The 22,309-nt window shown below is 68.4% G+C and carries 24 protein-coding genes; 13 read left to right on the forward strand and 11 right to left on the reverse strand.

Annotated elements, in window-relative coordinates; all coding sequences use genetic code 11:
* Positions 1-80 precede the first annotated feature (80 nt).
* The 9 genes from AMYAL_RS0119855 (at position 81) to AMYAL_RS0119895 (ending at position 8,081) form a co-directional block, all read left to right on the forward strand.
* Entirely contained in the window at positions 81-1,742 is a 1,662-nt protein-coding gene (locus AMYAL_RS0119855; RefSeq protein ID WP_280632825.1) for a thiamine pyrophosphate-binding protein, read from the forward strand.
* 235 nt (positions 1,743-1,977) lie between these two features.
* A complete protein-coding gene (locus AMYAL_RS49900) occupies positions 1,978-2,148 on the forward strand; it encodes a hypothetical protein (RefSeq protein WP_020633051.1) in 171 nt (56 codons plus the stop codon).
* Between the two features lie 233 nt (positions 2,149-2,381).
* A complete protein-coding gene (locus AMYAL_RS0119865) occupies positions 2,382-2,585 on the forward strand; it encodes a cold-shock protein (protein WP_005163378.1) in 204 nt (67 codons plus the stop codon).
* Positions 2,586-2,767: 182 nt separating this feature from the next.
* The gene (locus AMYAL_RS0119870) at positions 2,768-3,649 is read left to right on the forward strand and encodes an NAD(+)/NADH kinase (RefSeq protein ID WP_020633052.1); all 882 of its coding nucleotides are present in this window, start codon (positions 2,768-2,770) and stop codon (positions 3,647-3,649) included.
* A gap of 78 nt (positions 3,650-3,727) precedes the next feature.
* A complete protein-coding gene (locus AMYAL_RS50815) occupies positions 3,728-3,850 on the forward strand; it encodes a hypothetical protein (protein ID WP_279629241.1) in 123 nt (40 codons plus the stop codon).
* Positions 3,851-3,858: 8 nt separating this feature from the next.
* Positions 3,859-4,980, forward strand: a complete 1,122-nt coding sequence (locus AMYAL_RS0119880; protein WP_020633054.1) for a sensor histidine kinase — start codon at positions 3,859-3,861, stop codon at positions 4,978-4,980.
* Positions 4,977-5,615, forward strand: coding sequence for a response regulator (locus tag AMYAL_RS0119885; protein ID WP_020633055.1), 639 nt, complete (start codon positions 4,977-4,979; stop codon positions 5,613-5,615). Before AMYAL_RS0119880 ends, AMYAL_RS0119885 begins: the two co-directional genes overlap by 4 nt.
* A 106-nt stretch (positions 5,616-5,721) precedes the next feature.
* A complete protein-coding gene (locus tag AMYAL_RS0119890) occupies positions 5,722-7,116 on the forward strand; it encodes a hypothetical protein (RefSeq protein WP_020633056.1) in 1,395 nt (464 codons plus the stop codon).
* Entirely contained in the window at positions 7,116-8,081 is a 966-nt protein-coding gene (locus AMYAL_RS0119895; protein WP_020633057.1) for a glutamate ABC transporter substrate-binding protein, read from the forward strand. The genes AMYAL_RS0119890 and AMYAL_RS0119895 overlap by 1 nt, the downstream gene beginning before the upstream one ends.
* A gap of 40 nt (positions 8,082-8,121) precedes the next feature.
* Here the strand turns inward: AMYAL_RS0119895 and AMYAL_RS49270 are convergent, their stop codons facing one another.
* The 4 genes from AMYAL_RS49270 to AMYAL_RS0119915 all read right to left on the reverse strand — a co-directional run bounded on the left by AMYAL_RS49270 (position 8,122) and on the right by AMYAL_RS0119915 (position 11,454).
* The gene (locus AMYAL_RS49270; protein WP_020633058.1) at positions 8,122-9,609 is read right to left on the reverse strand and encodes a PPE domain-containing protein; all 1,488 of its coding nucleotides are present in this window, start codon (positions 9,607-9,609) and stop codon (positions 8,122-8,124) included.
* 17 nt (positions 9,610-9,626) lie between these two features.
* Entirely contained in the window at positions 9,627-10,178 is a 552-nt protein-coding gene (locus AMYAL_RS47805; RefSeq protein WP_020633059.1) for a DUF3558 family protein, read from the reverse strand.
* Between the two features lie 12 nt (positions 10,179-10,190).
* Positions 10,191-10,607, reverse strand: a complete 417-nt coding sequence (locus AMYAL_RS0119910) for a hypothetical protein (protein ID WP_020633060.1) — start codon at positions 10,605-10,607, stop codon at positions 10,191-10,193.
* 94 nt (positions 10,608-10,701) lie between these two features.
* On the reverse strand, positions 10,702-11,454 hold the full coding sequence (locus AMYAL_RS0119915; RefSeq protein ID WP_245192971.1) for an ESX secretion-associated protein EspG: 753 nt from the start codon (positions 11,452-11,454) through the stop codon (positions 10,702-10,704).
* Positions 11,455-11,588: 134 nt separating this feature from the next.
* Here AMYAL_RS0119915 and AMYAL_RS0119920 point away from each other — a divergent pair, with 134 nt between their 5' ends.
* Complete coding sequence (locus AMYAL_RS0119920) at positions 11,589-14,252, forward strand: tetratricopeptide repeat protein (RefSeq protein ID WP_020633062.1); 2,664 nt, start codon at positions 11,589-11,591, stop codon at positions 14,250-14,252.
* 1 nt (position 14,253) lies between these two features.
* Here the strand turns inward: AMYAL_RS0119920 and AMYAL_RS0119925 are convergent, their stop codons facing one another.
* The 6 genes from AMYAL_RS0119925 to AMYAL_RS0119950 form a co-directional block, all read right to left on the reverse strand.
* Positions 14,254-14,838 (reverse strand): PaaI family thioesterase, encoded by a 585-nt coding sequence (locus AMYAL_RS0119925; RefSeq protein WP_020633063.1) that lies wholly within the window; start codon positions 14,836-14,838, stop codon positions 14,254-14,256.
* A 9-nt stretch (positions 14,839-14,847) separates the two neighbouring features.
* A complete protein-coding gene (locus AMYAL_RS0119930; RefSeq protein ID WP_020633064.1) occupies positions 14,848-16,263 on the reverse strand; it encodes an MFS transporter in 1,416 nt (471 codons plus the stop codon).
* 214 nt (positions 16,264-16,477) lie between these two features.
* On the reverse strand, positions 16,478-16,942 hold the full coding sequence (locus AMYAL_RS0119935; protein WP_245192973.1) for a hypothetical protein: 465 nt from the start codon (positions 16,940-16,942) through the stop codon (positions 16,478-16,480).
* 4 nt (positions 16,943-16,946) lie between these two features.
* Complete coding sequence (locus AMYAL_RS0119940) at positions 16,947-17,504, reverse strand: SigE family RNA polymerase sigma factor (RefSeq protein ID WP_020633066.1); 558 nt, start codon at positions 17,502-17,504, stop codon at positions 16,947-16,949.
* Positions 17,505-17,852: a hypothetical protein gene (locus AMYAL_RS0119945; RefSeq protein ID WP_020633067.1), complete on the reverse strand. Its 348-nt coding sequence runs from the start codon at positions 17,850-17,852 to the stop codon at positions 17,505-17,507.
* A 227-nt stretch (positions 17,853-18,079) separates the two neighbouring features.
* The gene (locus tag AMYAL_RS0119950; protein WP_020633068.1) at positions 18,080-19,318 is read right to left on the reverse strand and encodes a L,D-transpeptidase; all 1,239 of its coding nucleotides are present in this window, start codon (positions 19,316-19,318) and stop codon (positions 18,080-18,082) included.
* A 421-nt stretch (positions 19,319-19,739) separates the two neighbouring features.
* On the opposite strand from AMYAL_RS0119950, the gene AMYAL_RS0119955 reads away from it, so the two are divergent.
* A complete protein-coding gene (locus AMYAL_RS0119955; protein WP_003097368.1) occupies positions 19,740-19,943 on the forward strand; it encodes a cold-shock protein in 204 nt (67 codons plus the stop codon).
* Between the two features lie 117 nt (positions 19,944-20,060).
* Here the strand turns inward: AMYAL_RS0119955 and AMYAL_RS0119960 are convergent, their stop codons facing one another.
* Complete coding sequence (locus tag AMYAL_RS0119960) at positions 20,061-20,480, reverse strand: hypothetical protein (protein WP_020633069.1); 420 nt, start codon at positions 20,478-20,480, stop codon at positions 20,061-20,063.
* A gap of 547 nt (positions 20,481-21,027) precedes the next feature.
* Here AMYAL_RS0119960 and AMYAL_RS0119965 point away from each other — a divergent pair.
* A complete protein-coding gene (locus AMYAL_RS0119965; protein WP_020633070.1) occupies positions 21,028-21,285 on the forward strand; it encodes a hypothetical protein in 258 nt (85 codons plus the stop codon).
* Between the two features lie 127 nt (positions 21,286-21,412).
* Positions 21,413-22,192, forward strand: a complete 780-nt coding sequence (locus AMYAL_RS0119970; RefSeq protein ID WP_020633071.1) for an SCO6745 family protein — start codon at positions 21,413-21,415, stop codon at positions 22,190-22,192.
* Positions 22,193-22,309: the final 117 nt, after the last annotated feature.

Consider the following 22,309-nt stretch of genomic DNA (forward strand, 5'->3'; position numbering starts at 1 on the left):
CGGACATTCCGCCGCTCCGGGGTTGCCGGAATCGGAAGATCGCTTGACGGCACCGATCACCGCCCGCCTAAGCTCATCTCATTAGATACCAACCGGGAGCGTCCGTCGCCCAGACGGCCGTGCGGATCCTGACCGAGGCGCAGATCCACCGCGTGTACGCGGTGGCGGGTGAGTCCTTCCTGGATCTGCTCGACGCGCTGCAGCGCGAGCGGTCGATCACCTTCGTTTCGGCGAGGCACGACTCCGGCGCCGCCTTCATGGCCGAGGCCGAGGGCAAGCTCACCGAACATCCGGCGGTACTGCTGGCAGGCCGGGGGCCGAACGCGGCGAACCTCGCGATCGGCGTCTCGACGGCGTACCAGGACGAGAGCCCGATGGTCGTCCTCCTGGAGAACCCGCCGTCCAGCCCCGGCCCGACCAGCGAGCTGCCCACCGCGGACCTGACCGCGATGTTCGAGCCGATCGTCAAGTGGACCGGCCGCGCGGAATCCCCGGACGAGGTCCCCGGCCTGCTGGTCGAGGCGCTGACCCGCTGCCGGGAAGGGCGGCCGGGGCCCACCGTCGTCGCCGTCCCCGCCGACTTCTGGGGTGTCCCGTTCGATTCGGCGAAACCGGTCGCCGCCGTCAAGGCGCCCGCCACCGGCGCGCTCGGCCGGACCGCCGAGGCGGTCGCGCAGCTGGTCGACGAGGCCCGCTACCCGGTGGTGATCGTCGGCGGCCGGGCCCGCGCGGCACGGGAAGAGCTGATCGCCGTCGCCGACGAACTCGCGCTCCCGGTGTACAACGCGTTCCGCCGTCAGGACGCCTTCCCCGAGAACCACGCGCGCTACGCCGGCCACCTCGGCATCGGCATCCCCGCGCGGCAGCTCGACGCGCTGGAGCGCGCCGACCTGGTGCTCGCGCTGGGCACGCAGCTCGACGAGGTCACCACCCAGTGCTTCCGCTACCCGACGCCGTCGCAGACGCTGGTGCTGGTCGGCACCGGGATCGAGCCCGCCCGGCGCGGCGGCCTGACCTTCCGGGTCGACTCCGAGGTCGAGCCGTTCCTGCGAGAACTGCGTGACGTCGCCTCGCCACGACAGCGGCGCGCGTCGGCCGCGAACGCCGCCGTGCACACCTTCATGACGCCGCCCGACACCAGCGGCGCCACCCGCGTCCACCCCGCCGACGTCATCCGCGCGGTGCGCAAACTCGCACCCGAAGACGCGATCGTGACCAGCGACGCGGGCAACTTCGCCCAGTTCATGCACCGTTACTGGTGCTTCACCGCACCACGCAGTCAGCTCGGCCCGAGCAACGCGGCCATGGGGTACGCGGTCCCCGCGGCGGTCGCGGCGAAACTCGCCGAGCCGCGCCGGACGGTGATCGCGATGGTCGGCGACGGCGGCGCGCTGATGACCGGGCAAGAGATCGAGACCGCCGTCCGCTACCGGGTGCCGGTGACCGTCCTGGTGTTCCAGAACGGACTGCACGGTCCGCTCGCGGTGCACCAGGCGCGCAAGCACGGGCGGCTGTCCGGGGTCACCGTCCCCGTCACCGACTTCGCGTCGTGGGCACGGGGGCTCGGCGCCGCCGGGTACACCGTGGACGACCGCGAGCAGCTGGAGCCGATCATCGCGAGCGCGCTGGTCCGGCAACGGCCGTGCGTGATCGACATCAGGACGGATCCGGACGTGGTGACCCCGGACATCCGGCTGACGAGCCTGCTGGGCGCCGCGAGGCCGCAGCAGGGGCAGCAGTAGGGGCGCGGTTTTCTCAGGGGATACACAGAAACCCTTGTGGCGTCGCCTTCACCTGCTCCAAAGGGTGGGAACGAGATGACGACTCGGCCGACATTCGGTCGCGGAGACCGGATTTTGTCGGTCGGCCGTGGCACAATCGCCGCAACACCGAGAGTCCGATAAGGACCGGAGTGATCACCGGTGGGGTTGTTGGCACGCAAGTACATCGCACGTTGTGTTGACACTGGGAGAAAACATGGCTGACGAGACGAAGCCACAGGACAGGTCCGTTTCCGGCGTGGTGCCGGTGCTGTTCAGCGCGGACGCGGAGACCCACGACATCGCCGTCGTGGCCACGAACCGGGAGGCGTTGCGCCGTTCGCCGTTCGGCGCCGAAGTACCGTTGCGCGCGGCCAGCGGCGAATAGCTGGGCCGAACAGGGTACAGTGCGGCTGCGCACACCCGAGTGAAGGTCCTTGTCGGGCCGCTTGTGGTGTGCTTTACTGCTCCAGGTCTCGATTTTTGTGTTCGTGTTGGTTCACGCTCGCAGAACTCAGCGGGCGTAGTGTCTCCTCGTGTTTCCGGGGAAGCAAACCGTCTGGTCATGACTCGGGCTGCCGACGTGGCTTCCTGTTTGTTTGTGTTGCATATGGAGATTTTATGACTCAGGGCACTGTGAAGTGGTTCAACTCCGAGAAGGGGTTCGGCTTCATCACTCCCGACAACGGCGGCGGCGACGTCTTCGTGCACTACAGCGAGATCAAGGGCAACGGTTTCCGTACCCTCGAGGAGAACGCCCGCGTGGAGTTCGAAATCGGGCAGGGCGCGAAGGGTCCGCAGGCCACCTCGGTCACCGTGATCTGATCCAGGTTTTCGAAGCAGGGCCGCCGTCCCCTCGGGGAGGCGGCCCTGCTGCTTTTCCACGGTCGGACTGACCAAAATGGCCTTGTTCACACTGCAAGTCGTGATGCAACGTCGTGCAACTCTTTCTTTCCCGGCCCTGACGTCGTTTCCTTATAGGGACTTGGCGCGGCAGCGGAGGACATGTGGGCGAAGCGGTTGCGGGGATCGTGGCGAACCCCGCTTCGGAGCGTGACATCCAGAGCCTGCGCTCGGCACTCCGCGTGGCCGGGGTCGGCCGGGTGATGGTGTGGACCGAGGCGGGGAAGATCATCGGCACCGTCCGCCGGATGGTGGACGCGGGCGCGAGCGTGGTCATCTGCCTGGGTGACGACGGCCTGATGCGGGCCGCCGCGGCCGCCTGCGGCGACGTCCCGCTGCTCATGCTGCCGACCGGCAGCACCGACACGCTGCCCGAGCCCACCGTCGCCGGGCTCGCCGCGGGCCTGCTGGCCACCCATCAGGTGGACGCGGACCTGGTCACGAACCGTGCGACCATCCTCGAAGTCGTCACGAAGGCCCGCCGCGAGATCGCCCTGAACGACGTCAGCGTGTGTTCGGAGAGCCGGTGGGATCCCGCGTCGCTGACCGAGCTGTACTGCACGTTCGCCGTACCGGACGGCATCGGGCTGTCGAGTATCCCCGGACGGCTGTGCCCCAGCCCCAAGTCCACTGTGGACGGCGTCGCGGTCTCGCTCGGACCGGTCGAGGAGACACCGTACGTCGTGCAGGCGCCGATCGCGCCCGGCGAAGTCCGGTCGGTGGGTGTCCGGGGCTGGAGCGTGCTGGATCCCGGCGTCCGCGTCGACCTCGCCGCCGGCGGTGGTTCCATCGCGCTCGACGGCCAGCCGCATTTCGTGCTCAGGCCGGGAGAGAGCGCTTTCGTCGAGCTCAAGCCCGACGGTCCGTGGTGCGTCGACGTCCGTGCCGTGATGGCCGAGGCCACCAGGACCGGCCTGCTGCTGGGACGACGGCCGCAGGGGGCCTTTCCCAAGTACCACCTGGCGGACGCGCCCTTCACCGGGTGAGCCGCGCCTGAACCTCCACCCCCGGCTCAACCCGGCGACGGTCCCGGTCCACCCCTCGGCGTGCCTAACGTTCGATCCATGGGAAAAATGAACGTGAAAGGCCTGTTGGGGCTGGTAGTCATCGGTGTCGTCGTCCTGCTGGGGTTCCTGGCGTATCGCCTGATCCTGGTCGAGATGATCACGCGGCTGAGCGATCACTGAGGGGGACGATGGGGAAACGTGAAAGGCCGCTCCTGCCGGACACGATCGCGCCGAGCTGGCTGGTCGTCCAGCTGCTCGGCACGGCCGCGGTCGTGGTGGTGCTGCTGACCGCACGCGAGTCCAGTGCCTGGATCTGGGCGGCGTACGGCGTCTGCGGGGCCGGCTGGCTGGGCTTCGTGGCGGCCTCCCCGCGCTTCCCTCGGACGGCGACCGTGCTGCTCGCGGTGGCGAGCGTCGCGCCGTCGATCGCGCTCGGCTGGGCGGAGGACTCCTCCGCCATCGTGCTGGCGGTGGTCACGGTCAGCCGGTTCGCCACCCTGACCGAGCCGTCGGTGGCCGCCATCCTGGGGGTGGTGGGGCTCGACGCGAGCCTCGCGGCGGTCACCGGCCTGGTCGCGGGCGCGTCCGAACCGCTGGTGTTCGGCAACGTCGGCGTGTTGCTCGTGCTGATGCTGCTGGGGCTGAACCGGCGGCAGTACGAGGTGCAGGCGGCGCAGGCGGCCGCCCTGCTGGAGCAGACCAAGCTGGCGCAGAGCGAACACACGCGGGCGGCCGCGCTCGACGAGCGCACCCGCATCGCCAGGGAGATCCACGACGTCCTCGCGCATTCGCTGGGGGCGCTGGGGATCCATCTGGAGGTCGCCGAGGCCCTGCTGGCCGAGAAGTCCGATGTGGACGGTGCGCTCGGCAGGGTCCGGTTGTCCCGCCGGCTGGCGGCGGACGGGCTCGCCGAGGCGCGTGACGCCGTCGCGGCCTTGCGCAGCGACGTCCCTTCGCTGGCCAAAGCCTTGCGCCAGTTGGCGGACGCGCACCACGACGGGGTGAGCTTCGAGGTCTCGGGGGAGCAGCGGCCGCTGCCGTCCGCCCAGGTGGTCTCGCTGGTGGGGGTCGCACGGGAGGCGTTGACCAACGCGGCCAAGCACGCTTCCGGGCGGCCGGTGTCGCTCCGGCTGCTCTTCACCCCGTCGGAGGTCCGCTTGCGGGTGTGGAACGACCTCGGTGAAACCGTCGAGGACACCGGCGGTTTCGGTCTCACCGGGATGAGGGAGCGGCTCGCGCTCGCCGGTGGCACGCTGACCGCGGGCCCGGACGACGGGCGCTGGACGGTGGAGGCGGTGGTGCGGGCGTGATCCGGGTGGTCGTGGTCGATGACCAGCAGGTCATGCGGGAAGGGCTCGTCGCGTTGCTCGGGCTGATCGACGGGGTCGAGGTCGCCGGCTCCGCGGGCGACGGACGGCAGGCGCTCGACCTGCTCCGCCACACCGCGGCCGACGTCGTGCTGATGGACCTGCGCATGCCAGTCCTGGACGGCGTGGCCGCGACCAGGCTGCTCAAACGCGATCACCCGGATGTCGCAGTCGTCGTCCTCACGACGTACGCGGACGACGCTTCGATCGCCGACGCGTTGCGAGCCGGCGCCCGCGGCTACCTGACCAAGGACGCCGGCCGCGCCGAGATCGGGGCGGCCGTCCGCTCCGCCGCCAACGGGCAGGCGATCTTCGCCGCCGAAGTGTCCGACAGGCTCGTCGCCGCGCTCGAATCGAGAACGGTCACCCGTGCCAAGGCCGAACTCCCGGACGGCCTCACCGCACGCGAAGCCGAAGTGCTCGGCCTCATCGCGCGCGGGTTGTCCAATCCGGAAATCGCCGCCGAGCTGTTCATCGGCGAGGCCACCGTGAAAAGCCACATCAACCACACCTTCGCGAAGATCGGTGTGCGCAATCGTGCGGAGGCCGTGCGGTACGGCCTGGAAAAAGGCCTCTGAACCAGCCGGGAGATCACGTGCCGATGACACACCCCGGTGTCACTGGCTGCACCGATCCCGACTCGGATACCTTCTTTGCGGGTAGAGCCAATGGGGAGGATCGGCGATGACGAGCACTGTGACCCGGCCGGGGCCGCCGGGCAGCCCCGCGCCGCCCCCTGCGCCGGAAGGCCGCGGCGGGATCGCCGGGCTGCTCGAACTGCCGGGCAACGGCGTCCGGGCGGTCGTCCGGTCCGCGGCGACCACACCGGGCAGGCTGTCGGTCATCGCGATCGGGATCGTCCTGCTGTCGCTGGTCGCCGGCCTGTTCGGCGCGCTGGCCGCGCAGGACAAGAAGGACACGATCAACGGCCTGATCGACCACCGCGAACCTCTCGCGGCCGCCGCCCAACAGGTCTATCGCGCGCTTTCGGACGCCGACGCGACCGCGGCCAGTTCGTTCCTCTCGATCGGCACCGAGCCGCTCCCGATGCGTCAGCGGTACGAACGCGACGTCGCGGAGGCCGGTGCGGCGCTCGCGAAGGCGGCGTCGGACTCTTCCGGCGTCGACGACGCGGCCGAGCAGATCAACACCCTCGGCCGCGAGATCCCCGTCTACACAGGACTGATCGAGACCGCGCGCACCTACAACCGGCAGGGATATCCCGTCGGTGCCTCGTATCTGCGGGAAGCCTCCGAGCTGATGCGGGCGAAAATCCTTCCCGCCGCACAGGATCTGTACCGCATCGACACCGACCGGCTCGCCGCCGAACAGGACGACGCGACCGGATTCCCTTGGCTGGCAACGGCTTTGCTGCTCGCTCTGCTCGCCGCGCTGATCGTCACGCAGGTGCACCTGACCCGGAAGACCAACCGGCTGCTGAACGTCGGGCTCGTCGTCGCGACCGTGTCGGTGGTGGTCGCCCTGCTGTGGGGCGCGGTGGGACTGATCGTGCAGAGCAGCCTCGTCGGCAGCGGCGAGGAAGACGGCTCGCACCAGGTGGACGTCCTCGTCCGCGCCCGGATCGCGGCGCTGCAGGCACGAGCCGACGAAACACTGACCCTCGTCGCGCGCGGCGACGGCGCGGCGTACGAGAAGGACTTCGGCGATCTCGCCGCGCAACTCGGCGGGACGGACGGCCAGGGCGGTCTGCTCGGCGAGGTCCGAGGCCTCGCGGCGGGCGGCGGCGCGGCGGACAAGGTGGACGCGGCGATCCAGGCGGCGTCGGCGTGGTTCAAGGCGCACCGCGAAGTGCGGCGCCTCGACGACGACGGCTTCTATCAGGACGCTGTCGACACGGCCATCCGTGACGACAAGAAGGACGGCGCGGCCGGGGCGTTCCTGCGGCTCGACGAGAACCTCGTGGCCGCGATCAACGTGGGACGGCAGGAGTTCCTCGACGACACCCGCGGCGCCGAACGCGCGCTGACCCTGCTCGCGCCGGGGATCGCGGTGCTGGCGCTGATCGCGGCGGCGGGGTCCGCGTTGGGAATCCGTGAACGGCTGAGGGAGTACCGGTGATGCGGAACGGTCTGCGAGGGGCCGTGCTCGGCGCGGTCCTGGTGCTGGCGACGGCTTGCGGCAGCGCGGGGGCGCCGGTCGACCCGGCACCCGCCGGTGACGTCGCCCCGCCGCAGCCCGCGAACGTCGGCGGCGCCGACAACGCGGGCGGCGGCGGAACGGCCGACACGAGCTGCAACCCGCTGGCCAGTCTGCGGCCGACCAACGGCACGTCGATCACCAGCGGCTCGACGATGGCGAAGATCAAGGAAAAGGGCAAACTGATCGCCGGCGTCGACCAGACGACGTTTCTGTTCGGTTTCCGGAATCCGACTTCGGGTCAGCTCGAAGGCTTCGACATCGACATGGTCAACGAGATCGCGAAGGCGATCTTCGGCAGTGCGGAAGGCCGGGTGCAGTTCCGGGCCATCCCGTCGAAGCTGCGGGAAGACGTGCTGGAGCGGAAGCAGGTCGACATCGTGGTCCGGACCTACAGCATCACCTGCACCCGGTTGAAGAAGGTCGCCTTCTCGACGGCGTATTACCAGGCGGGGCAACGGATCCTGGTCGAATCCGGGTCCAAGGTCGCGCAGCTGTCGGACCTCGCCGGGCGGCGGGTGTGCGCGACCAAGACGTCGACCTCGCTGACGAAGATCGCGGCGGATCCCTCGAAGCCGGTGCCGGTCTCGGTGGACAACTGGTCGGACTGCCTGGTGATGCTGCAGCAGAAGCAGGTCGAAGCCGTTTCGACGGACGACGTCATCCTCGCCGGGATGCTCGCGCAGGACCCGACGCTGAAGATCGTGGGGGACCGGTTCACCGAGGAGAACTACGGAATCGGTGTCCCGAAGGAGAACGAGGACATGGTGAAGTACGTGAACGCCGTGCTGGAGAACGTCCGCGGCGGCGCGTGGCAGGCGAGCTACGCGAAGTGGATCGGGAACAAACTCGAAGGCGGGACGCCACCTTCGCCCCAGTACAAATGAGAACGGGCCGTTCGGGATTCGCTCCCGAACGGCCCGTTTTTCAGGACTTCTCGCCGATCACCGGCGGCACGGGCTTCATTTCGCCGTCGTAGCCGCCGAACAACACGTCGGCGTCTTCCTCCTGCAGGTAGTTCGGGGCCTTCTTTTCCTTGTCCTCGTCCTTCTTCCCCTTGCCACCGGGAGCGCCGCCGCCCATCGGCCCCTGGCCGCCCTTGCCCGCGGCCGCCGCGCCACCGCGGGTGACGCGCTCCTCCGGCAGCTTGCCCGACCCGGACCCGCCGCCCTTGCCCGCGAGCTTCCCGGCCTCGCCGGCCGAAACCTTGCCGCCGGAGAGCCGCTCGGCGACGTTGCCCGACCCGCCGTTGCGCCCGAACCCACCGCTCCCGCCGCCGGTCAACCGGCTCGCCGCGCTCCCGCCCGGCCCGCCCGTCGTCCGGCCGGGCTTGCCGCGGTACTGCTCACTGCCCAGCCGTCCGAGCCCGGAAGGCCCAGGACCGTTCATGGCCGCCAGCCCCGGCCCTGGCCCCGGCCGGAACGACCCCGGCGGCCCGCTCACCGGCTGACCAGGACTCGGCACCCCGGTATGCCCGCCGCCCGTGGTGATCCCCGGACCGGGACCCGACGTCGGGCCAGGCCCAGGCCCAGGCGCAGGTCCGGTTCCAGGTCCGGGTCCTGGCCCGCCCGTGTAGCCCGGCCCTCCGCTGAAGCCCTTGACCTCGGTACCCCCGGAGAACCCGGACGCCGTCGTCGAATCGCCCATTTCCGGCGGTGGGGCGAAGGTGGGCTGCTTGGAATTGACGTCGAAGAGCGACTGGTCGTAGGTGTGCATCACCTGCGCGGCCTGCTGATGCGCCTGGAACGACTGCTCCTGCTTGGCCGAGATGTTGCCGACCGTCTCCACCGCGCCCGCGAAATTCCCGGACCCGAGCTGCTGCATCGCGTTCTTGTACTCGGCGTTGCGGTCGAAAGGGACCTCTTCGGGCATGGAGTTCTTCGCGGTGGTGGCCGCGGCCGCCGACTGGGAGAACCGGTTGGACGCGAGATACGCGCCGTCACCCGCGGTGTCGGCCCACTTGCTGACGTTGGAGAAGAAGTTCGTGACAGCTTTGGCACCGTCTCCCTGCCAGTGCTCGCCTTCCTTGCTGATCGCGGCGTTGACGGCGTTGCTGAAGGTGTTCAGCGAGTTGCCCTGGTTGTTCCAGAGCTCACCCTTCTCGTCGATGTCGCGGGGATCGAGGTCTTGCGTGACCATGTTCTTCAGGTCACCGTGCGGGACCGCTTCGTAGCGCTGTTCCGAAGGATTGAGGCCCGTGCGGAACTGCTGCCCTTGCGAGAGCGTCGCTGCCTGCTCGCCGGAGTACTCTCCCGCCTTCGCCTCGGCGGTCAGCTTGGCGGTCAGGGAGTTCCCGCCAGGGCCTGCGTTCGTCTCGTTGTAGGTGTCGGAGTAGCGCTTGCCCTCGTAGTCGCGGCTCGCCTTACCCGTCATCGAGAACGCGCTGTTGAAGTCGTCTTGCCCGACGTTGGCCATGGTCCTCCCCTTCCGAGTCAGTTGCCTCTGGGCAGTTTCGGTTCAGCGGCCGTTGCGAGCTCCCTGGCCAGCGCGCAGGCTTCTTCGTTGGTTCCCCTGTTCAGGGAGGTCGACGCCGTCATCCGGGATGTCGGTGTCACCGCGATCGCCACCGTGCAGGCTTGTGTGCCGGAGTCGCCTGGGATTTCCACAGCCTCACGATCGCCGACTTTCGTCGGCACCTTGGTTCCTTGCCCGGCCGACAACTGATCGATTCCGGCCTTGGAGACGAGATAGATGCTCACGGACGCGAAGCCGCTCTTCTCGGTCGCGCAGCCGTTGTCGCTTTCGTAGGTCTCGACTTCCGGGGGATCGAAGCCTTTGGGGGTCGTGGTCGGCTCGAGCAGGTCGCAGGCCTTCAAGCCGCCGAATACATCCGCGGGTCCACTGCTCTGCGATTGTGAGGCCGGTTTTGACGGCGTCGATTCAGGTGTGGCGTTCCCAGGCTTCTCCTGCGAACAGCCGGACACCGTGACCGCGAGTGCGAGTGACAGGCCGGCGAGCTTCAATAGCCGTGATTTGATGATCATGTCGAGTTCTTGTCAGCCCCGTTTGAGAGAATTGAGGTGGTCGGCGGCGCCCGTGTCCTGTTGTTTGTATTTGGACTTGGCCAGGTCGATCGCGTCCATGGCTCGGTTGAGCACGTCTTGAAGCATGTCCAGTTGAGTTTTCGCCGACAGTTCGTCGCCGTCGGCAACCAAGGCCGCGTGGTGTCCGACCTGTTGCGCGAAAGGGCCGGTGCCGAGCATCGGTTTTTCGGAAAGACGTTGGAAGGCTCGCTGGTTCTTGCGCCAGTCATCGACGTACTCGGTGATGGCGGTCTTCAGTGCTTCCCCGGCTTCCTCGCTGACCGCGAACTTCCCTTCCTTCGCCGCCGTCACCATCAGATCGGCCTGCGCCGAGAAGTCCCCCAGCATCTGCGAGAAGTCACCCGGTGGTCCGCCGGTGCCGTCAGTCATGGTCTCTCCCCTGTACCAAGTCCCGGTTACTCGTAGCGCTCGTCAGGTCACGATATCAGCGGAAACGGCCTCGAAGGCCGCGTTCCGGTGAGGATCACGCGCTGCCGACGCGGGCGGCTTCGACCAGGTCGTGGATCCATCGTGCCAGGTGAGAGCCGCTGGTCGGGGTGAACGTGCGGCGGACTTCGCCGTCGGGGAAGCGGTCGGTGGTGAGCATGAAGCGCCCTTGGACGCTGTCGAACCACTGGACGCTCTTCTGCTGCGGTTTGCCGCGATCGTCGCGCAGGGTGATGCCGAGCGTGCCGAGCCTCGCGAGCGGGAATTCGAAGAATCGGCTTGCCGCGCCGAGGCGGAGGTTGCCGGGGTCCTTGTCGAACGGGTCGTCCGGTCGTCTGGACGGGGGGAGGGTGCTGGACGTCGTCACCCGTCCGGGGAACGGTGGCAGTGGTGGCAGGTTGCCGAGGAGGGTCGTGACGACCTGTTCGGGGTAGACCGGCTCGAACAGGATGTCGAATCCGCGTTGCTGGCTCACGACGCCCAGGCTCCGGTTCCAGCCACCCCGGTAGAGGTACTCGGCGTCCTGCTCGACCTCGTGCGCCTCCAGGGTGACGACGAAGTCCCCCGTGGCCCAGAGCCGGAGCGTCTGTTCGTAGTCGCGCAGGAGTTCGCGGCCGCGCGCGAAGCCTCGGTCGGCGAGTTCGGCCCACACCTTCTCGCAGTGCTGCTCGCGTTCGGTGACGGTGGTTCCGACGGTCGGGATTTCGAAGGGCAGCACGAATCTGCCGAGCCCGAGCTCTTCGAGTACGACGTCGAGCTGGGCCATCGACATCGAAAATGACGCAGGCACCCGGTCCTCCCCCTCATCACCTGCTGAATCGGTTCTCTCCTGCACCGTATCGGGTTCGACCCGGCGCGGGCAGGACCTGCTCGCGCACGTCTAGGATCAGGACCGAAGCCGTCGCGGGGATTCGGGAGGTACCAGTGTCGGAAGAGCCGCGCCGTCCTCGGCACGCAGCACCGGATGACGCCACGCCGGACCGCGAGGCGGAGCCCGCATCCTGGACGCCGCCGGCGCCGGTCCGCTGGGAAACGCCCGAACCGTCCATTTCCGGCAGGCTCGACTTCTCCGAACCGCCGAAGGCGAAGCCCCAGCCGGAGACGGACGCCGAGCGCACGATCTTCCACGCCCCGGTCCAGCGTCCGCAGACGCCGCCGCGCGGCCAGCAGCGGCCGATCCCCGGCGCCGAGGATCCGACGCGCCCGCCGGGCGAGATGGCCCCCGTGAGCCCGCAGACCCAGGTCGTCCGCCCCGCGTGGCAGGCACCCGTCGACGCCCCGCAGCCGACCAGCGTGCTTTCCTCGCCCACGCCGGAGACGCAGAGCATCATGCCGCCGGCGCCGCGCGTCGACAACGGACCCGGCGTGCTGCCGGATCCTGGCACGGAAAGCGTCCTCCCCGAACGGGCGAGTGAAAGCCGGGGCACCGGCACGGGTACCGGATCGGGAAGCCGGGGTACCGGCACCGGAACGGGGTCGTTCCCCGGTACCGCGCGCCGGACGTCGTCCCGCACCTCCCGCCGCGGCCGTCTCGGCGCCGGGCTCGTCGACGTCCCGCAGGTGCCGTACCGCGACCCGGCGTCCGCCGTCCTCGACAACCCGATGGTGTCGGAGGAGAAACGCTTCTGCGGCGGCTGCAGCGCCAAGGTCGGCCGCGGCAAGGACGGCAAGCCCGGTTCGCCGGAAGGCAACTGCGAGAAATGCGGGAACCCGTTCTCCTTCGTCCCGAAGCTTCGGCCGAACGAGATCGTCGGCGGCCAGTACGAGGTGCTCGGCGCCCTCGCGTACGGCGGGCTCGGCTGGATCTACCTCGCGCAGGACCACAACGTCAGCGACCGCTGGGTGGTGCTCAAGGGCCTGATCGACACCGGTGACGCGACCGCGATGGCGGCCGCCGCCAACGAGCAGCGGTTCCTCGCCGAGGTCGAGCATCCCAACATCGTCAAGATCCACAACTTCGTGCAGCACCCGGACGGCGACACCGGCAACTCCGTCGGCTACATCGTCATGGAGTACGTCGGCGGCCAGTCGCTGCGCCAGCTCGCGCTCGCGCACCACCGCGAGACGAAGCGCCCGGAGCCGCTGCCGATCGGCCAGGTGATCGCCTACGGGCTCGAGATCCTGCCCGCCATGGGCTATCTGCACGGCCAGAACCTGCTGTACTGCGACCTCAAGCCCGACAACGTCATCCAGACGCACGAACAGCTCAAGCTGATCGACCTCGGCGCGGTCCGCCGCACCGACGACTACGAGAGCCCGCTGTTCTTCACCACCGGCTACAGCGCGCCCGAGCTGGCGACGCACGGCGCTTCGGTGGCATCGGACCTGTACACGGTCGGCCGCACGCTCGCCGTCCTCAGCTTCGAATTCTCCGGGTACACCAGCAAGTACAAGGCGACCCTGCCCGGTCCGGACGTCGTCCCGCTGTTCGCGCTCTTCGGTTCGTACTACCGGTTCCTGAAGCGCGCGACGCACACCGACCCGGACCGCCGGTTCATCGCGGCCGAGGAAATGGGCGACCAGCTGACCGGGGTGCTCCGCGAGATCATGGCGCTGGGCACCGGGAAACCGCGTCCTGGTGCGTCGACCGTCTTCGGCCCGGAGACCCGTACGTTCGGCGTCGAGCTGGTCGTCCCGGAACACGGCGGAAGCGTTCCGCTGCCGGATCCGGGCGAGGTGGTCTCGGGTCTGCCGATCCCACAGGTCGACACGGACGACCCGGCGGCGGGCGTGCTCGCGTCGACGGTCGCGCTCGATCCAGGGGGCGCGATCGAGTCGCTGGCCGGGGCGCCGCGCGAGTCGATCGAGGTCCGGTTGCGCATCGTCCGGGCCCGGATCGAGCTCGGTGAGCTGGTCGAGGCGCAGCGGCAGCTGCAGGCCGCGCAGTACCTCGCGATCAAGGCCGGTTTCCCGCACGACTGGCGGATCGACTGGTACCGCGGCCTGATCGAGCTCGCGGGTGGTCGATCCCGCGTCGCGCACGTCGCGTTCGAAGCGGTGTACGACGACCTTCCCGGTGAGATCGCGCCGAAGCTGGCGTTGGCTGTCAGCGCGGAGGGCGTCGGGGACTACTTCGGTGCAGCGCGCTACTACGAGCTGGTGTGGCGAACGGACCGGTCGTACGTCAGCGCCGCCTTCGGGCTCGCTCGCGTGTACCTCGCGCAGGGCGCCAGGGCCAGCGCGATCGAGGTGCTGGAGGCCGTCCCGGCGTCGTCTTCGCACTACGTCGCCGCGCAGGTGGCCGCGATCAAGATCAAGACGAGGATCAACGGCGGCGGCAAGGACCCGGTGATGGTGTCCGAGCGGGATCTCGTCGACGCTTCGACGCGGCTTGAGCGCCTTCAACTCGACGCCGAACGCCGCACGCGTTTGTCGGCGGAGGTGCTCGAAGCCGCGCATGGCTGGCTCAACGCGCAGAACCGGCCGACGCCGGGGGCGAAGGTGCTGGGCTGCGACCTGGAAGAGCGGGGTCTGCGTTTCGGGCTCGAACGCTGCTACCGGACGCTGGCGCGGCTGGCCGGATCGGTCGACCAGCGCGTCGAACTCGTCGACAAGGCCAACGCGATCCGGCCGCGCACACTGACCTAGCTCACGGGTTGATGTCCCACTCGCGTTCGCGCTTGGCCTTCTCGTGCGCGGCGGCGAGCTTCTGCAGTGCCTCGGGATCCCCGTGGGTGCTGAAGTGCTCGAACTCGACCCGCACGAACAACGCCCGCGCCCGCACCGCGACGGGGCCGTCCTCGGCGTCCAGTCGTCCGTCGGCGCTCACGTAGATCTTCCGGCCGGCGACGCCGTCCAGTTTCGTGGCGATGTACAGGGTCGAACCGACCGGAACCGGCCGGAGGAAATCCGTCTCCAGCTTCCCGGTGACGGCGGGACGGCGCAGCAGGTTGCCGACGGTCGCCCCGAGCGCCTCGTCGAAAGCGCAGGCAAGCAGGCCGCCATGGGCGAGGCCGGGCGCACCTTGGTGGGCGGAGGTGACGGTGAACTTGGAGTACACCGTCGTCCCTTCGCCCACCGTCGAATGGAGGTGGAGCCCGGCCTCGATCTCGTCGCCGCACCCGAAGCACTCACCGAAGTGGATGCCGAGATGGCTGCCCGGCTGAGGGGCTTTCGGGTGGACGGTCGCCGGTTCGACTTCGACCGGCGGCCACGGCTGCGAGATACGGCTCATGGACAGACGTTAACTCGCGGGTAGCTCCGAGGCGCCGCCGGGAGTGGCCGATTCCGGCTTCCGGCGCCGCGCGATCCGCGAGTTCACGATGCCCCGCAGCGAAACTCCGGCCGTCTCGGGCAGCAGCAGGATCGGGATGGCCGCGATCGCCGCCGCGCCCATCAGGTAGTAAGCGGGCCACAGGTTGTCGCCGGTCGAAGTCACCAGGCTGCCGATGACGTACGACGCCGTCCCGCCGAAGAGCGCGGTGGAAACGCTGTACCCGATGGAGAAGCCGCCGTAGCGCTCCTGCGTCGGGAACATCGCCGGCAGCGTCGCCGCGAGCACGGCGAGGATCAGCACCAGCGGCACCGCGATCATCACCAGGCCGAGCATGAGCTGCCAGGCGTTCCGGTCGTCCGCGGCCGCGCCCATCAACGAGAACGCCGGGATCGGCAACACCAGGAAACTCGCGCAACTCGCGATCAGGATGGGTTTTCGCCCGATCTTGTCGGACAGGATGCCGACCGGCACGATCAAGATCAGCATCAGCGCGATGGTCGCCAGGATGATCAGCAACGGCGTATGCCCGCTGAAACCGACCACGTCCTTGAGATAGGTCTCCAGGTACGTGATCACGATGTAGTCGGCGACGTTCAGCATCACGACGATGCCGATCAGGTGCAGGATCGACGTCCAGTGCTTCTTGAGCAGCGCCTTCAGCGGCGACTTCTCGACCTGGTCCTTCTTCTCGATCTCCTGGAACAGCGGGGTGTCCTCCAGCTTGTTCCGCAGGTAGAGACCGACGATGCCGAGCGGGCCCGCGATCAGGAACGGCAGGCGCCAGCCCCATTCGCGCATGGCGTCGTCGCCGAGGACGACGGTGAAGATCGTGACGAAGCCGGCGCCCATCGCGAACCCGACGAGCGTGCCGAACTCCAGCCAGCTGCCCCAGAAACCCCGGCGCCGGGCGGGCGCGTACTCGGCGATGAACGTCGCCGCGCCGCCGTACTCACCGCCTGCCGAGAACCCTTGGATGGTCCGCAACAGGATCAAGAGGACCGCCGCGGCCGGACCGATCGTCGCGTAGGACGGCAGCAGACCGATGATGAACGTCGATCCGGACATCAGGATGATCGTCAGCGCGAGAACCTTCTGGCGGCCGATCTTGTCCCCCAGGGGACCGAACACGAAGCTGCCGAACGGCCGCACGATGAACGTGATCGCCAGGACCGCGAAGGTCGCCAGCGCGCCTTCGGAAGTGCTGGAAGCGTTGAAGAAGACTTGCCCCAGGATGGCGGGCATGAAGCCGAAAACGCCGAAGTCGTACCACTCGATGCAGTTACCCATCGCCGCTCCGGCGACGGCCTTTCTGATCTGCTCAGGTGGGGCCTCCGCAGGTTCCCCTTTTTCCTGATTTGACGCACTCAGCGCCTCTTCGGTCATGGGTTTGACCTCCCGACCCACCCGTTTACTTACCCATCGACGAGGGTTTGTTCCCCCGACCGTAGGTGTTCAAACGTCCAGGCTCAGCGCTTTGGGTCGATCGCACGAGTGCCGTTCCCCCAAAACGGTGAAGAAGCACCAGGTGAAGCCGAGGTAGGAGAATTTCCGATTACTTTGGGTCACAACTCGGAATTCGGACGTTCCGGGCGTGAGGTCACCGCGTCGTGGCCGCCGTCGGCGGCGTCTCGCTCGACGTCTTCGTCGCGCTGGGCGCGCGAGGAGGGACGACCGTCGTGCGTCCGGGCGTAGGGGTCTTGGGCGTCGTGCGCGTCTGGCCGGGTCGCGAGGACGTCTCGGGAGTCACCGGCGGCGGTTCGTGCGGGGCGACCTCCGGACTGGAGGGCATCTCGGAGGGAGCGGGCGTGACCGGCGGGGGAGAAACGGTGGACAACCCCGGCCCGGCGGGTTGCACCGGCGCGGACCCCTCACCGCCGTGACCGCCGACGGCGATCGCGCCGAGCACGATCACCGCGACCGTCGCCAGCGAACTCCCCGCCACGGCCAGCCGCTTGCGCCGTCGCCGGATCCGGCCACCGCGTTCGATGATGTCCGCCGCCCGGATGCCCAGCGGGGGACCGCTCGCCCCGTGCGAAAGCACGCCTTTGATGTCCTCGTCCATCTCCTCACCTCCCATCGTCGTGCGCTCCGCTCAAGGCCAGTTCGCTGAAATGCGGTCCGAGCCGCTTGCGCAGGGTCGCCAGACCCCGCGCGCCCTGACTCTTCACGTTCCCGGTGCTGCAGCCCAGCGCCGTGGCCGTCTCTTCGACGCTGAGGTCTTCGAAGTAGCGCAGCACCAGCACGGCGCGCTGCTTCGGGGCGATGCCGGACAGGGCATGCCTGACCAGCATCTCCTGTTCCGTGCCGGTGGTTTCGCTCGGCATCTCGGGGAGGGCGTCGGTGAGCTTCTCCCGTTTGCGCCAGACGCGCCGATGCTCGGAGAGGAAGGTCCGCAGCACGATCTTGCGCGCGTAGCCGTCGAGCGCGTCGTGCCGGGAGAGCCTCGGCCAAGCCAGATACAGCTTCAGCAGCGCGGCCTGGGTGATGTCCTCGGCCTGGTGCCAGTCCCCGCACAGGAGGTACGCGGTGGCACGCAGGCTGTGCGCGCGCTCGTCGAAGTACCGGGCGAACTCGCCATCCCACGGCGAGCCCGTCCCGGTCTTCGACGAGCGGCTCAACGACACCTAGTTACCGGCTCCTTCGACGATGGCGGGGAGGTGCAGGTCGCCCGTCGGCCCGGCCGGGACGGCCTTGGGCACACGGTGCTCGCCCGGAGCGGCGACGGCCGGGGTCCTCGGGACCTCCCGCGGCGGCGCGGTGGTGACCCGTGTCGGGGCAGGCGCCGGCTTGTCGGTGGTGGGAGCCTTGGTCGGCGGCTGGGGCGCCGGGGTGACCGTCGACGACGGGGCGCTCTGGTCGGCCGACGCCAGCGACGTGGTCGCGAAGGCGGCGCCGCCCGCCAGCAGCAGCGCGCCGAGAGTAAGAGCGATACGAGTACGCAAGAGTGTCTCCTCGATCCGGGCGCCGCTCATTGGCCGCGGCGCCTTGCGTGGTTACACATGCGTCTGGTCCCACCTCGGGTTGCAGTGACTTTCCGCGCGCTGACGGAAATATTTCGCCGGGCGCTCGACCGCAGGTGAGCGGCGGTTCACACCTACGGCGCCCAGCACTGGCGCGCTCCTGGAAGACGCGTTCCCGGTCAAGCACGAACGGCCGGAGACCGCAGGGGTCTCCGGCCGCCCGGTTCCATGGAAGTAGTTCAGCTCGCGAGAGCGGAAAGCTTGGACCATTCGGCCCACTCGTAGGTCCAGTCGCTGTAGTCGCGCGCCCGGTTGATCTTCTGGGTGCTGCCCTCGATCTCGACGGGGTCACCGACCAAGGCGCCGTCCATGTACGCCTTCGCGTTGACCGGCGCCAGGTTCACGCAGCCGTGCGAGATGTTCTTGTTGCCCTGCGCCCAGATCGACTTCGCGTAGCCGTGGATGAACTCGCCGTTGGTGGAGAACCGCACCGCGGACGGGACGACGACGTTCTCGTACTTGTAGCGCTCGTTGCTCATCGAGTACGTGTCGTGCTTGGACATCACGACGTGCGTGCCGCTCGGCGTGACCCGGCCGGGGTCGGCGTCGAGGCCGTAGCTGGCCGGGTAGTCCGCGATCTGCTGACCGTCACGGACCACCAGGAGCCGGTGGGTCTGGGTGTTGCCCTTGACGATCTGCGAGCGGCCGATCGTGAAGCTCGCCGAACGGTCTTCCTTGCCGTACACGCCTTCGCCGATCTTGACGCCGTAGATCTTGGCGTTGAACTTCACCGTGGTGCCGGGCTGCCAGTAGGTCTTCGGCCGCCAGTGCACCGAGGTGTCGTCGTGGACCCAGCCCCAGGAACCCTCGGTCTTCGGCGTGGTCTCGACCGACAGCGCCTTCTCGACCGAGGCCTTGTCGGTGACCGCGCTCGGGAACGTCAGCGTGATCGGCATGGCGATGCCGTAGGTCTGCCCGTCGAAGACGTTGATGTTCGCGCCCACCTGCTTGCGCGGCTTGACCGTGGTGAAGGCCCCGCCGATCTCGACGGGTTTGCCGTCGGTGCCGGTGGCCTTGCCTGACCACGTGTAGCCCTTGCCGTAGCCAAGCTGTTCGGTGGTGGACCAGCTCTTCTTGTCTTCGGACGGCTGGCCCGCGACCTGCTTGCCGTCCGGATTGGTCAGCACGACCTGGTCGAGCGTGCCGTCGGCGACGCTGACCTTGATGGGCTGACCGGGCGCGACGTCCTGCGCGCCCGCGGCGGGCTCGTACGTCAGCTTGGCAGGCGCCGCCTTGCCGCCTGCCTCGCTGCTGACCGGGCCGCCGCCGTCCGGCCCGCTGGCCGACACCGTCGGCTCGCTGCTGCACGCCCCCAGCGTCAGAACGGCCACCAACCCCAGTGCCGCGATCGCCGCCCGGCGGCGTGCGGTTTCCGTGAACCTCAAAGCTTCCCCTTTGCTCCCCTGTACACCGATCATGACGTCCGGACCACCGCTTGAGTTGATCCCTCCGAGAGTGATGCGAGTCACAATCGGGTGGATCATAGTTCACGATCGGGGCATGGCCGACTTCGGTCCGTGTCCGGCGAAGACCTGAGGTCGGCGTGCGGCGACAGGGTAGCGAGAGGGTCCGACAGAAGACGGATCGGTATACGACGTTCCGGTGACCTTGGTACTTGGGGGTGCCCAGAGTCCGATCACGGGCTTCAAATATGGCCAGATCCCGGTACTCTGCCATCAGGCCGTCGTTTTGCGTGTTCGTGGCTTCACACTCGCGGAACTTCTGACGCGAGCCATGAGCCGGTGACGCGCTCTTCGCTCGACTCGTTGGAACCGCCCGGGACGGTCTGGGTGTCGCTTCGGAGGCACTCGAAGCGGATGTGCAACGAGGAGTAAAGCGGTGGCGCAAGGCACTGTGAAGTGGTTCAACGCGGAGAAGGGCTTCGGCTTCATCGCGCAGGATGGCGGCGAGGGCGACGTCTTCGTTCACTACTCGGAGATCGAGGGGCGCGGTTTCCGCACTCTCGAGGAGAATCAGCGAGTGGAGTTCGAAGTCGGTCAGGGTCAGAAGGGCCCGCAGGCCCAAAAGGTCCGCGCGATCTGAGTCCGCCCTTCGGCGTTGCTCAGACTGATCAGAAAAGCCCCCGGCGATCTCGCCGGGGGCTTTTCTCTGTTTCGAAAGCTTCTTCTGGTGTGCTGTTCCGTTCCGGGGCGACGGGGCTCAGCGGGTGACGGGCTGCTCGAACGCGTTGGCGTCGAAGCGGAATTCGTCGGTGTGGGCTTCCTCGTGGCGGCGCTGCTGGGCCGAATTGGCCTGCGATTCCCACGAGAGGCGCTCGAGGATCCATTCCTGCGCCAGGGCCTGCGGGGACAGGTTGCGCTCGGCGGCGGCGTCCTTGAGCTGTTCGCAGGCGATGAGGTTCATCCGCAGCTGGAACACCTGCGCTTCGCCGAAGCGCTTGCCGGTGCCGGTGCTCTCCGGGTCGTTGTCCGGGGCGAGGGCGCGAAGGTAGCTGGTGAGCTCCGTGTCTTCGACGACCGCTTCGGCCTCCTTGGTGGAGGAGTTGCGGTGACGACCGGGGTTGACCGGCTTCAGGTTCGTGCGGCTGCCGCTACGACGGCTCAGGGAAGGAAGGGGCACCGGGCCACGATAACGGTTCGGTCTCGGCAAACCAACCACAGTGAGCCACGACACACCCATTTTTCTGTCCCATTCGGCCCAACCCCGACAGGAAACCGATTTCCCATGATCACTAGGCGCGATCAATGTGGCCGATGGGATTCATTCACAAGCGTGAGATGTGGTCCAGATCCGGACCGGGCATGGGCTGCCAACCGCCACAGAACGGACCCTGGGGGTTTGGGGGGTGGCCCCCCAAAACACGGAGCGACCCCCGCGCCAGGGGGAGGAACGCGGGGGTCGGAGGGGATCTCCACAGGCGCTGACCGGGGGTGTGTCAGCAAATCGATTGTTGCACGGTTTGCTGAGAAGGGCGAGTGGGCGCGGGCAGAATTCCGGTCGGGGCGCCACCTGTGATTCGCCTGTGGTTCATGTGGTGCCGGTGTGCGCGTGATTGCTCTGCGTTGTGCGGAGCGTGTCGACAGGTTCACTCTCCGGGGGGCTGTGTGTCGCGGCCGGCTCTGGTTAGCCTCGCGGCCAAGCTGTTCGTTGGCCGTCTGGAGGAACCATGGGTGGGTCTGTGGAAGTGCGACAGTTCCTCCTTCGGTACGAAGGTGCCGATGGGGGAAGCTCGACGACATTGGCGGGTGGGCTGCCGGCGCAGCGCACGGGTCAGGGGGATGCCCAGCGGGTGTCCGACGACCAGGTGCGGCGTGCTCGGCTGGCCGTGGCCAATGGGGCGCTGGGTGTCGATGACTGTGTCCAGTTGCTGGACATGCTGGGGTTGACGCTGGATGAGGACGGGCAGGCGCCCGTTCAGCGCTGAGTTCGTTCGCGAGGCCCGGTCGTGCGGTGTTCACCGCTCGGCCGGGCTTTCGTTTGCCCTTGACCGGGGTCCCATCAGTTGTGTAACACTGTTTTTATTCAACTGGGCGGGAAGGTGGCTGGCGAACATGGGTGACGAAGCGGCGATCGTGTCGGCGCGGGAGATCCGGGGCGTGGTGCAGGTGCTGGGAGGGAAGTTCATGACCTCCCCGGAACTCGCCGAGATCGAGGCCGAAGTGGGTCTGCCGCCCCGGACGCTGTACCTGCGAGGGCGTTCGGCGGTGCTGGGCGACCCGCCGCCGAAGGTGGTCGCGAAGCTGTTCGGGATCTTCCCGTCCTGGCTCTTCGAGTTCGCTCTGCCGCCCGCGATGGCGGCTCTCGACGCGGCCTCCGCGGTCCGTGCCTACTCGCGGTCATCGGCGAAGTGGGCGCACGTCAGCCTTTCGGGCGCCGAAGACCCCGGCCGTCTGGCGGATCTGCTCTTCCGTCTCGTCGACGCCGCGGACGCCAGCGGTCTCGCATTGTTCGCCGGATGGCAACTTGCCGAACGCCCGGAAGACGACATCGAGCGGCTGGCGTTCGCGCTCATGGTCTTCCGTGAGTTCCGCGGCGGCGTTCACTTCGCCGCCCTCCGCGCGGTGGGCCTGACGGTGCCCGAGGCTGTCGTCGCCGACCCGGAAGGCGGACGCGGACGTCTCCTGCGCACCGCTTGGTCCGAGGAAGCCGCCGGTGAGTTGATCGCCGCGGCGGAGGCCAAAGGCGATCTGCGGGACCGGTGGCGGTACGCCGAGGACCTCACCGACCGGCGCGTGGCCGAACTCCTCCGCGTCACTCTTGTGGACGACGAGCGGGAAGAGCTTTCGCGGCGTCTCGGCGCCCTTCGGGACGCCTTGGCCCTGAAGTCCTGAGTTGATCGCGTTCTCGCAGGTCCCAGCCCTGTGAGCAACTAAGGGACCCCCTGTGCGAGAGCCCGAAAAGGGGTGTCCTATAGTTATGTTCGCTCCCGAGGAAACCGGAGAGCGCGG

It is taken from the genome of Amycolatopsis alba DSM 44262 (genome assembly GCF_000384215.1).
Classification (GTDB): Bacteria; Actinomycetota; Actinomycetes; order Mycobacteriales; family Pseudonocardiaceae; genus Amycolatopsis; species Amycolatopsis alba.

Excerpts from the sequence above, each read along its gene's own strand:
- AMYAL_RS49900 (WP_020633051.1), top strand. The coding sequence starts at position 1,978 with ATGGCTGACGAGACGAAGCCACAGGACAGGTCCGTTTCCGGCGTGGTG.
- AMYAL_RS0119865 (WP_005163378.1), top strand. The coding sequence starts at position 2,382 with ATGACTCAGGGCACTGTGAAGTGGTTCAACTCCGAGAAGGGGTTCGGC.
- AMYAL_RS50815 (WP_279629241.1), top strand. The coding sequence starts at position 3,728 with ATGGGAAAAATGAACGTGAAAGGCCTGTTGGGGCTGGTAGTCATCGGT.
- AMYAL_RS0119880 (WP_020633054.1), top strand. The coding sequence starts at position 3,859 with ATGGGGAAACGTGAAAGGCCGCTCCTGCCGGACACGATCGCGCCGAGC.
- AMYAL_RS0119890 (WP_020633056.1), top strand. The coding sequence starts at position 5,722 with ATGACGAGCACTGTGACCCGGCCGGGGCCGCCGGGCAGCCCCGCGCCG.
- AMYAL_RS0119895 (WP_020633057.1), top strand. The coding sequence starts at position 7,116 with ATGCGGAACGGTCTGCGAGGGGCCGTGCTCGGCGCGGTCCTGGTGCTG.
- AMYAL_RS49270 (WP_020633058.1), bottom strand. The coding sequence starts at position 9,609 with ATGGCCAACGTCGGGCAAGACGACTTCAACAGCGCGTTCTCGATGACG.
- AMYAL_RS47805 (WP_020633059.1), bottom strand. The coding sequence starts at position 10,178 with ATGATCATCAAATCACGGCTATTGAAGCTCGCCGGCCTGTCACTCGCA.
- AMYAL_RS0119910 (WP_020633060.1), bottom strand. The coding sequence starts at position 10,607 with ATGACTGACGGCACCGGCGGACCACCGGGTGACTTCTCGCAGATGCTG.
- AMYAL_RS0119925 (WP_020633063.1), bottom strand. The coding sequence starts at position 14,838 with ATGAGCCGTATCTCGCAGCCGTGGCCGCCGGTCGAAGTCGAACCGGCG.
- AMYAL_RS0119930 (WP_020633064.1), bottom strand. The coding sequence starts at position 16,263 with ATGACCGAAGAGGCGCTGAGTGCGTCAAATCAGGAAAAAGGGGAACCT.
- AMYAL_RS0119935 (WP_245192973.1), bottom strand. The coding sequence starts at position 16,942 with ATGGACGAGGACATCAAAGGCGTGCTTTCGCACGGGGCGAGCGGTCCC.
- AMYAL_RS0119945 (WP_020633067.1), bottom strand. The coding sequence starts at position 17,852 with ATGAGCGGCGCCCGGATCGAGGAGACACTCTTGCGTACTCGTATCGCT.
- AMYAL_RS0119950 (WP_020633068.1), bottom strand. The coding sequence starts at position 19,318 with ATGATCGGTGTACAGGGGAGCAAAGGGGAAGCTTTGAGGTTCACGGAA.
- AMYAL_RS0119965 (WP_020633070.1), top strand. The coding sequence starts at position 21,028 with ATGGGTGGGTCTGTGGAAGTGCGACAGTTCCTCCTTCGGTACGAAGGT.
- AMYAL_RS0119970 (WP_020633071.1), top strand. The coding sequence starts at position 21,413 with ATGGGTGACGAAGCGGCGATCGTGTCGGCGCGGGAGATCCGGGGCGTG.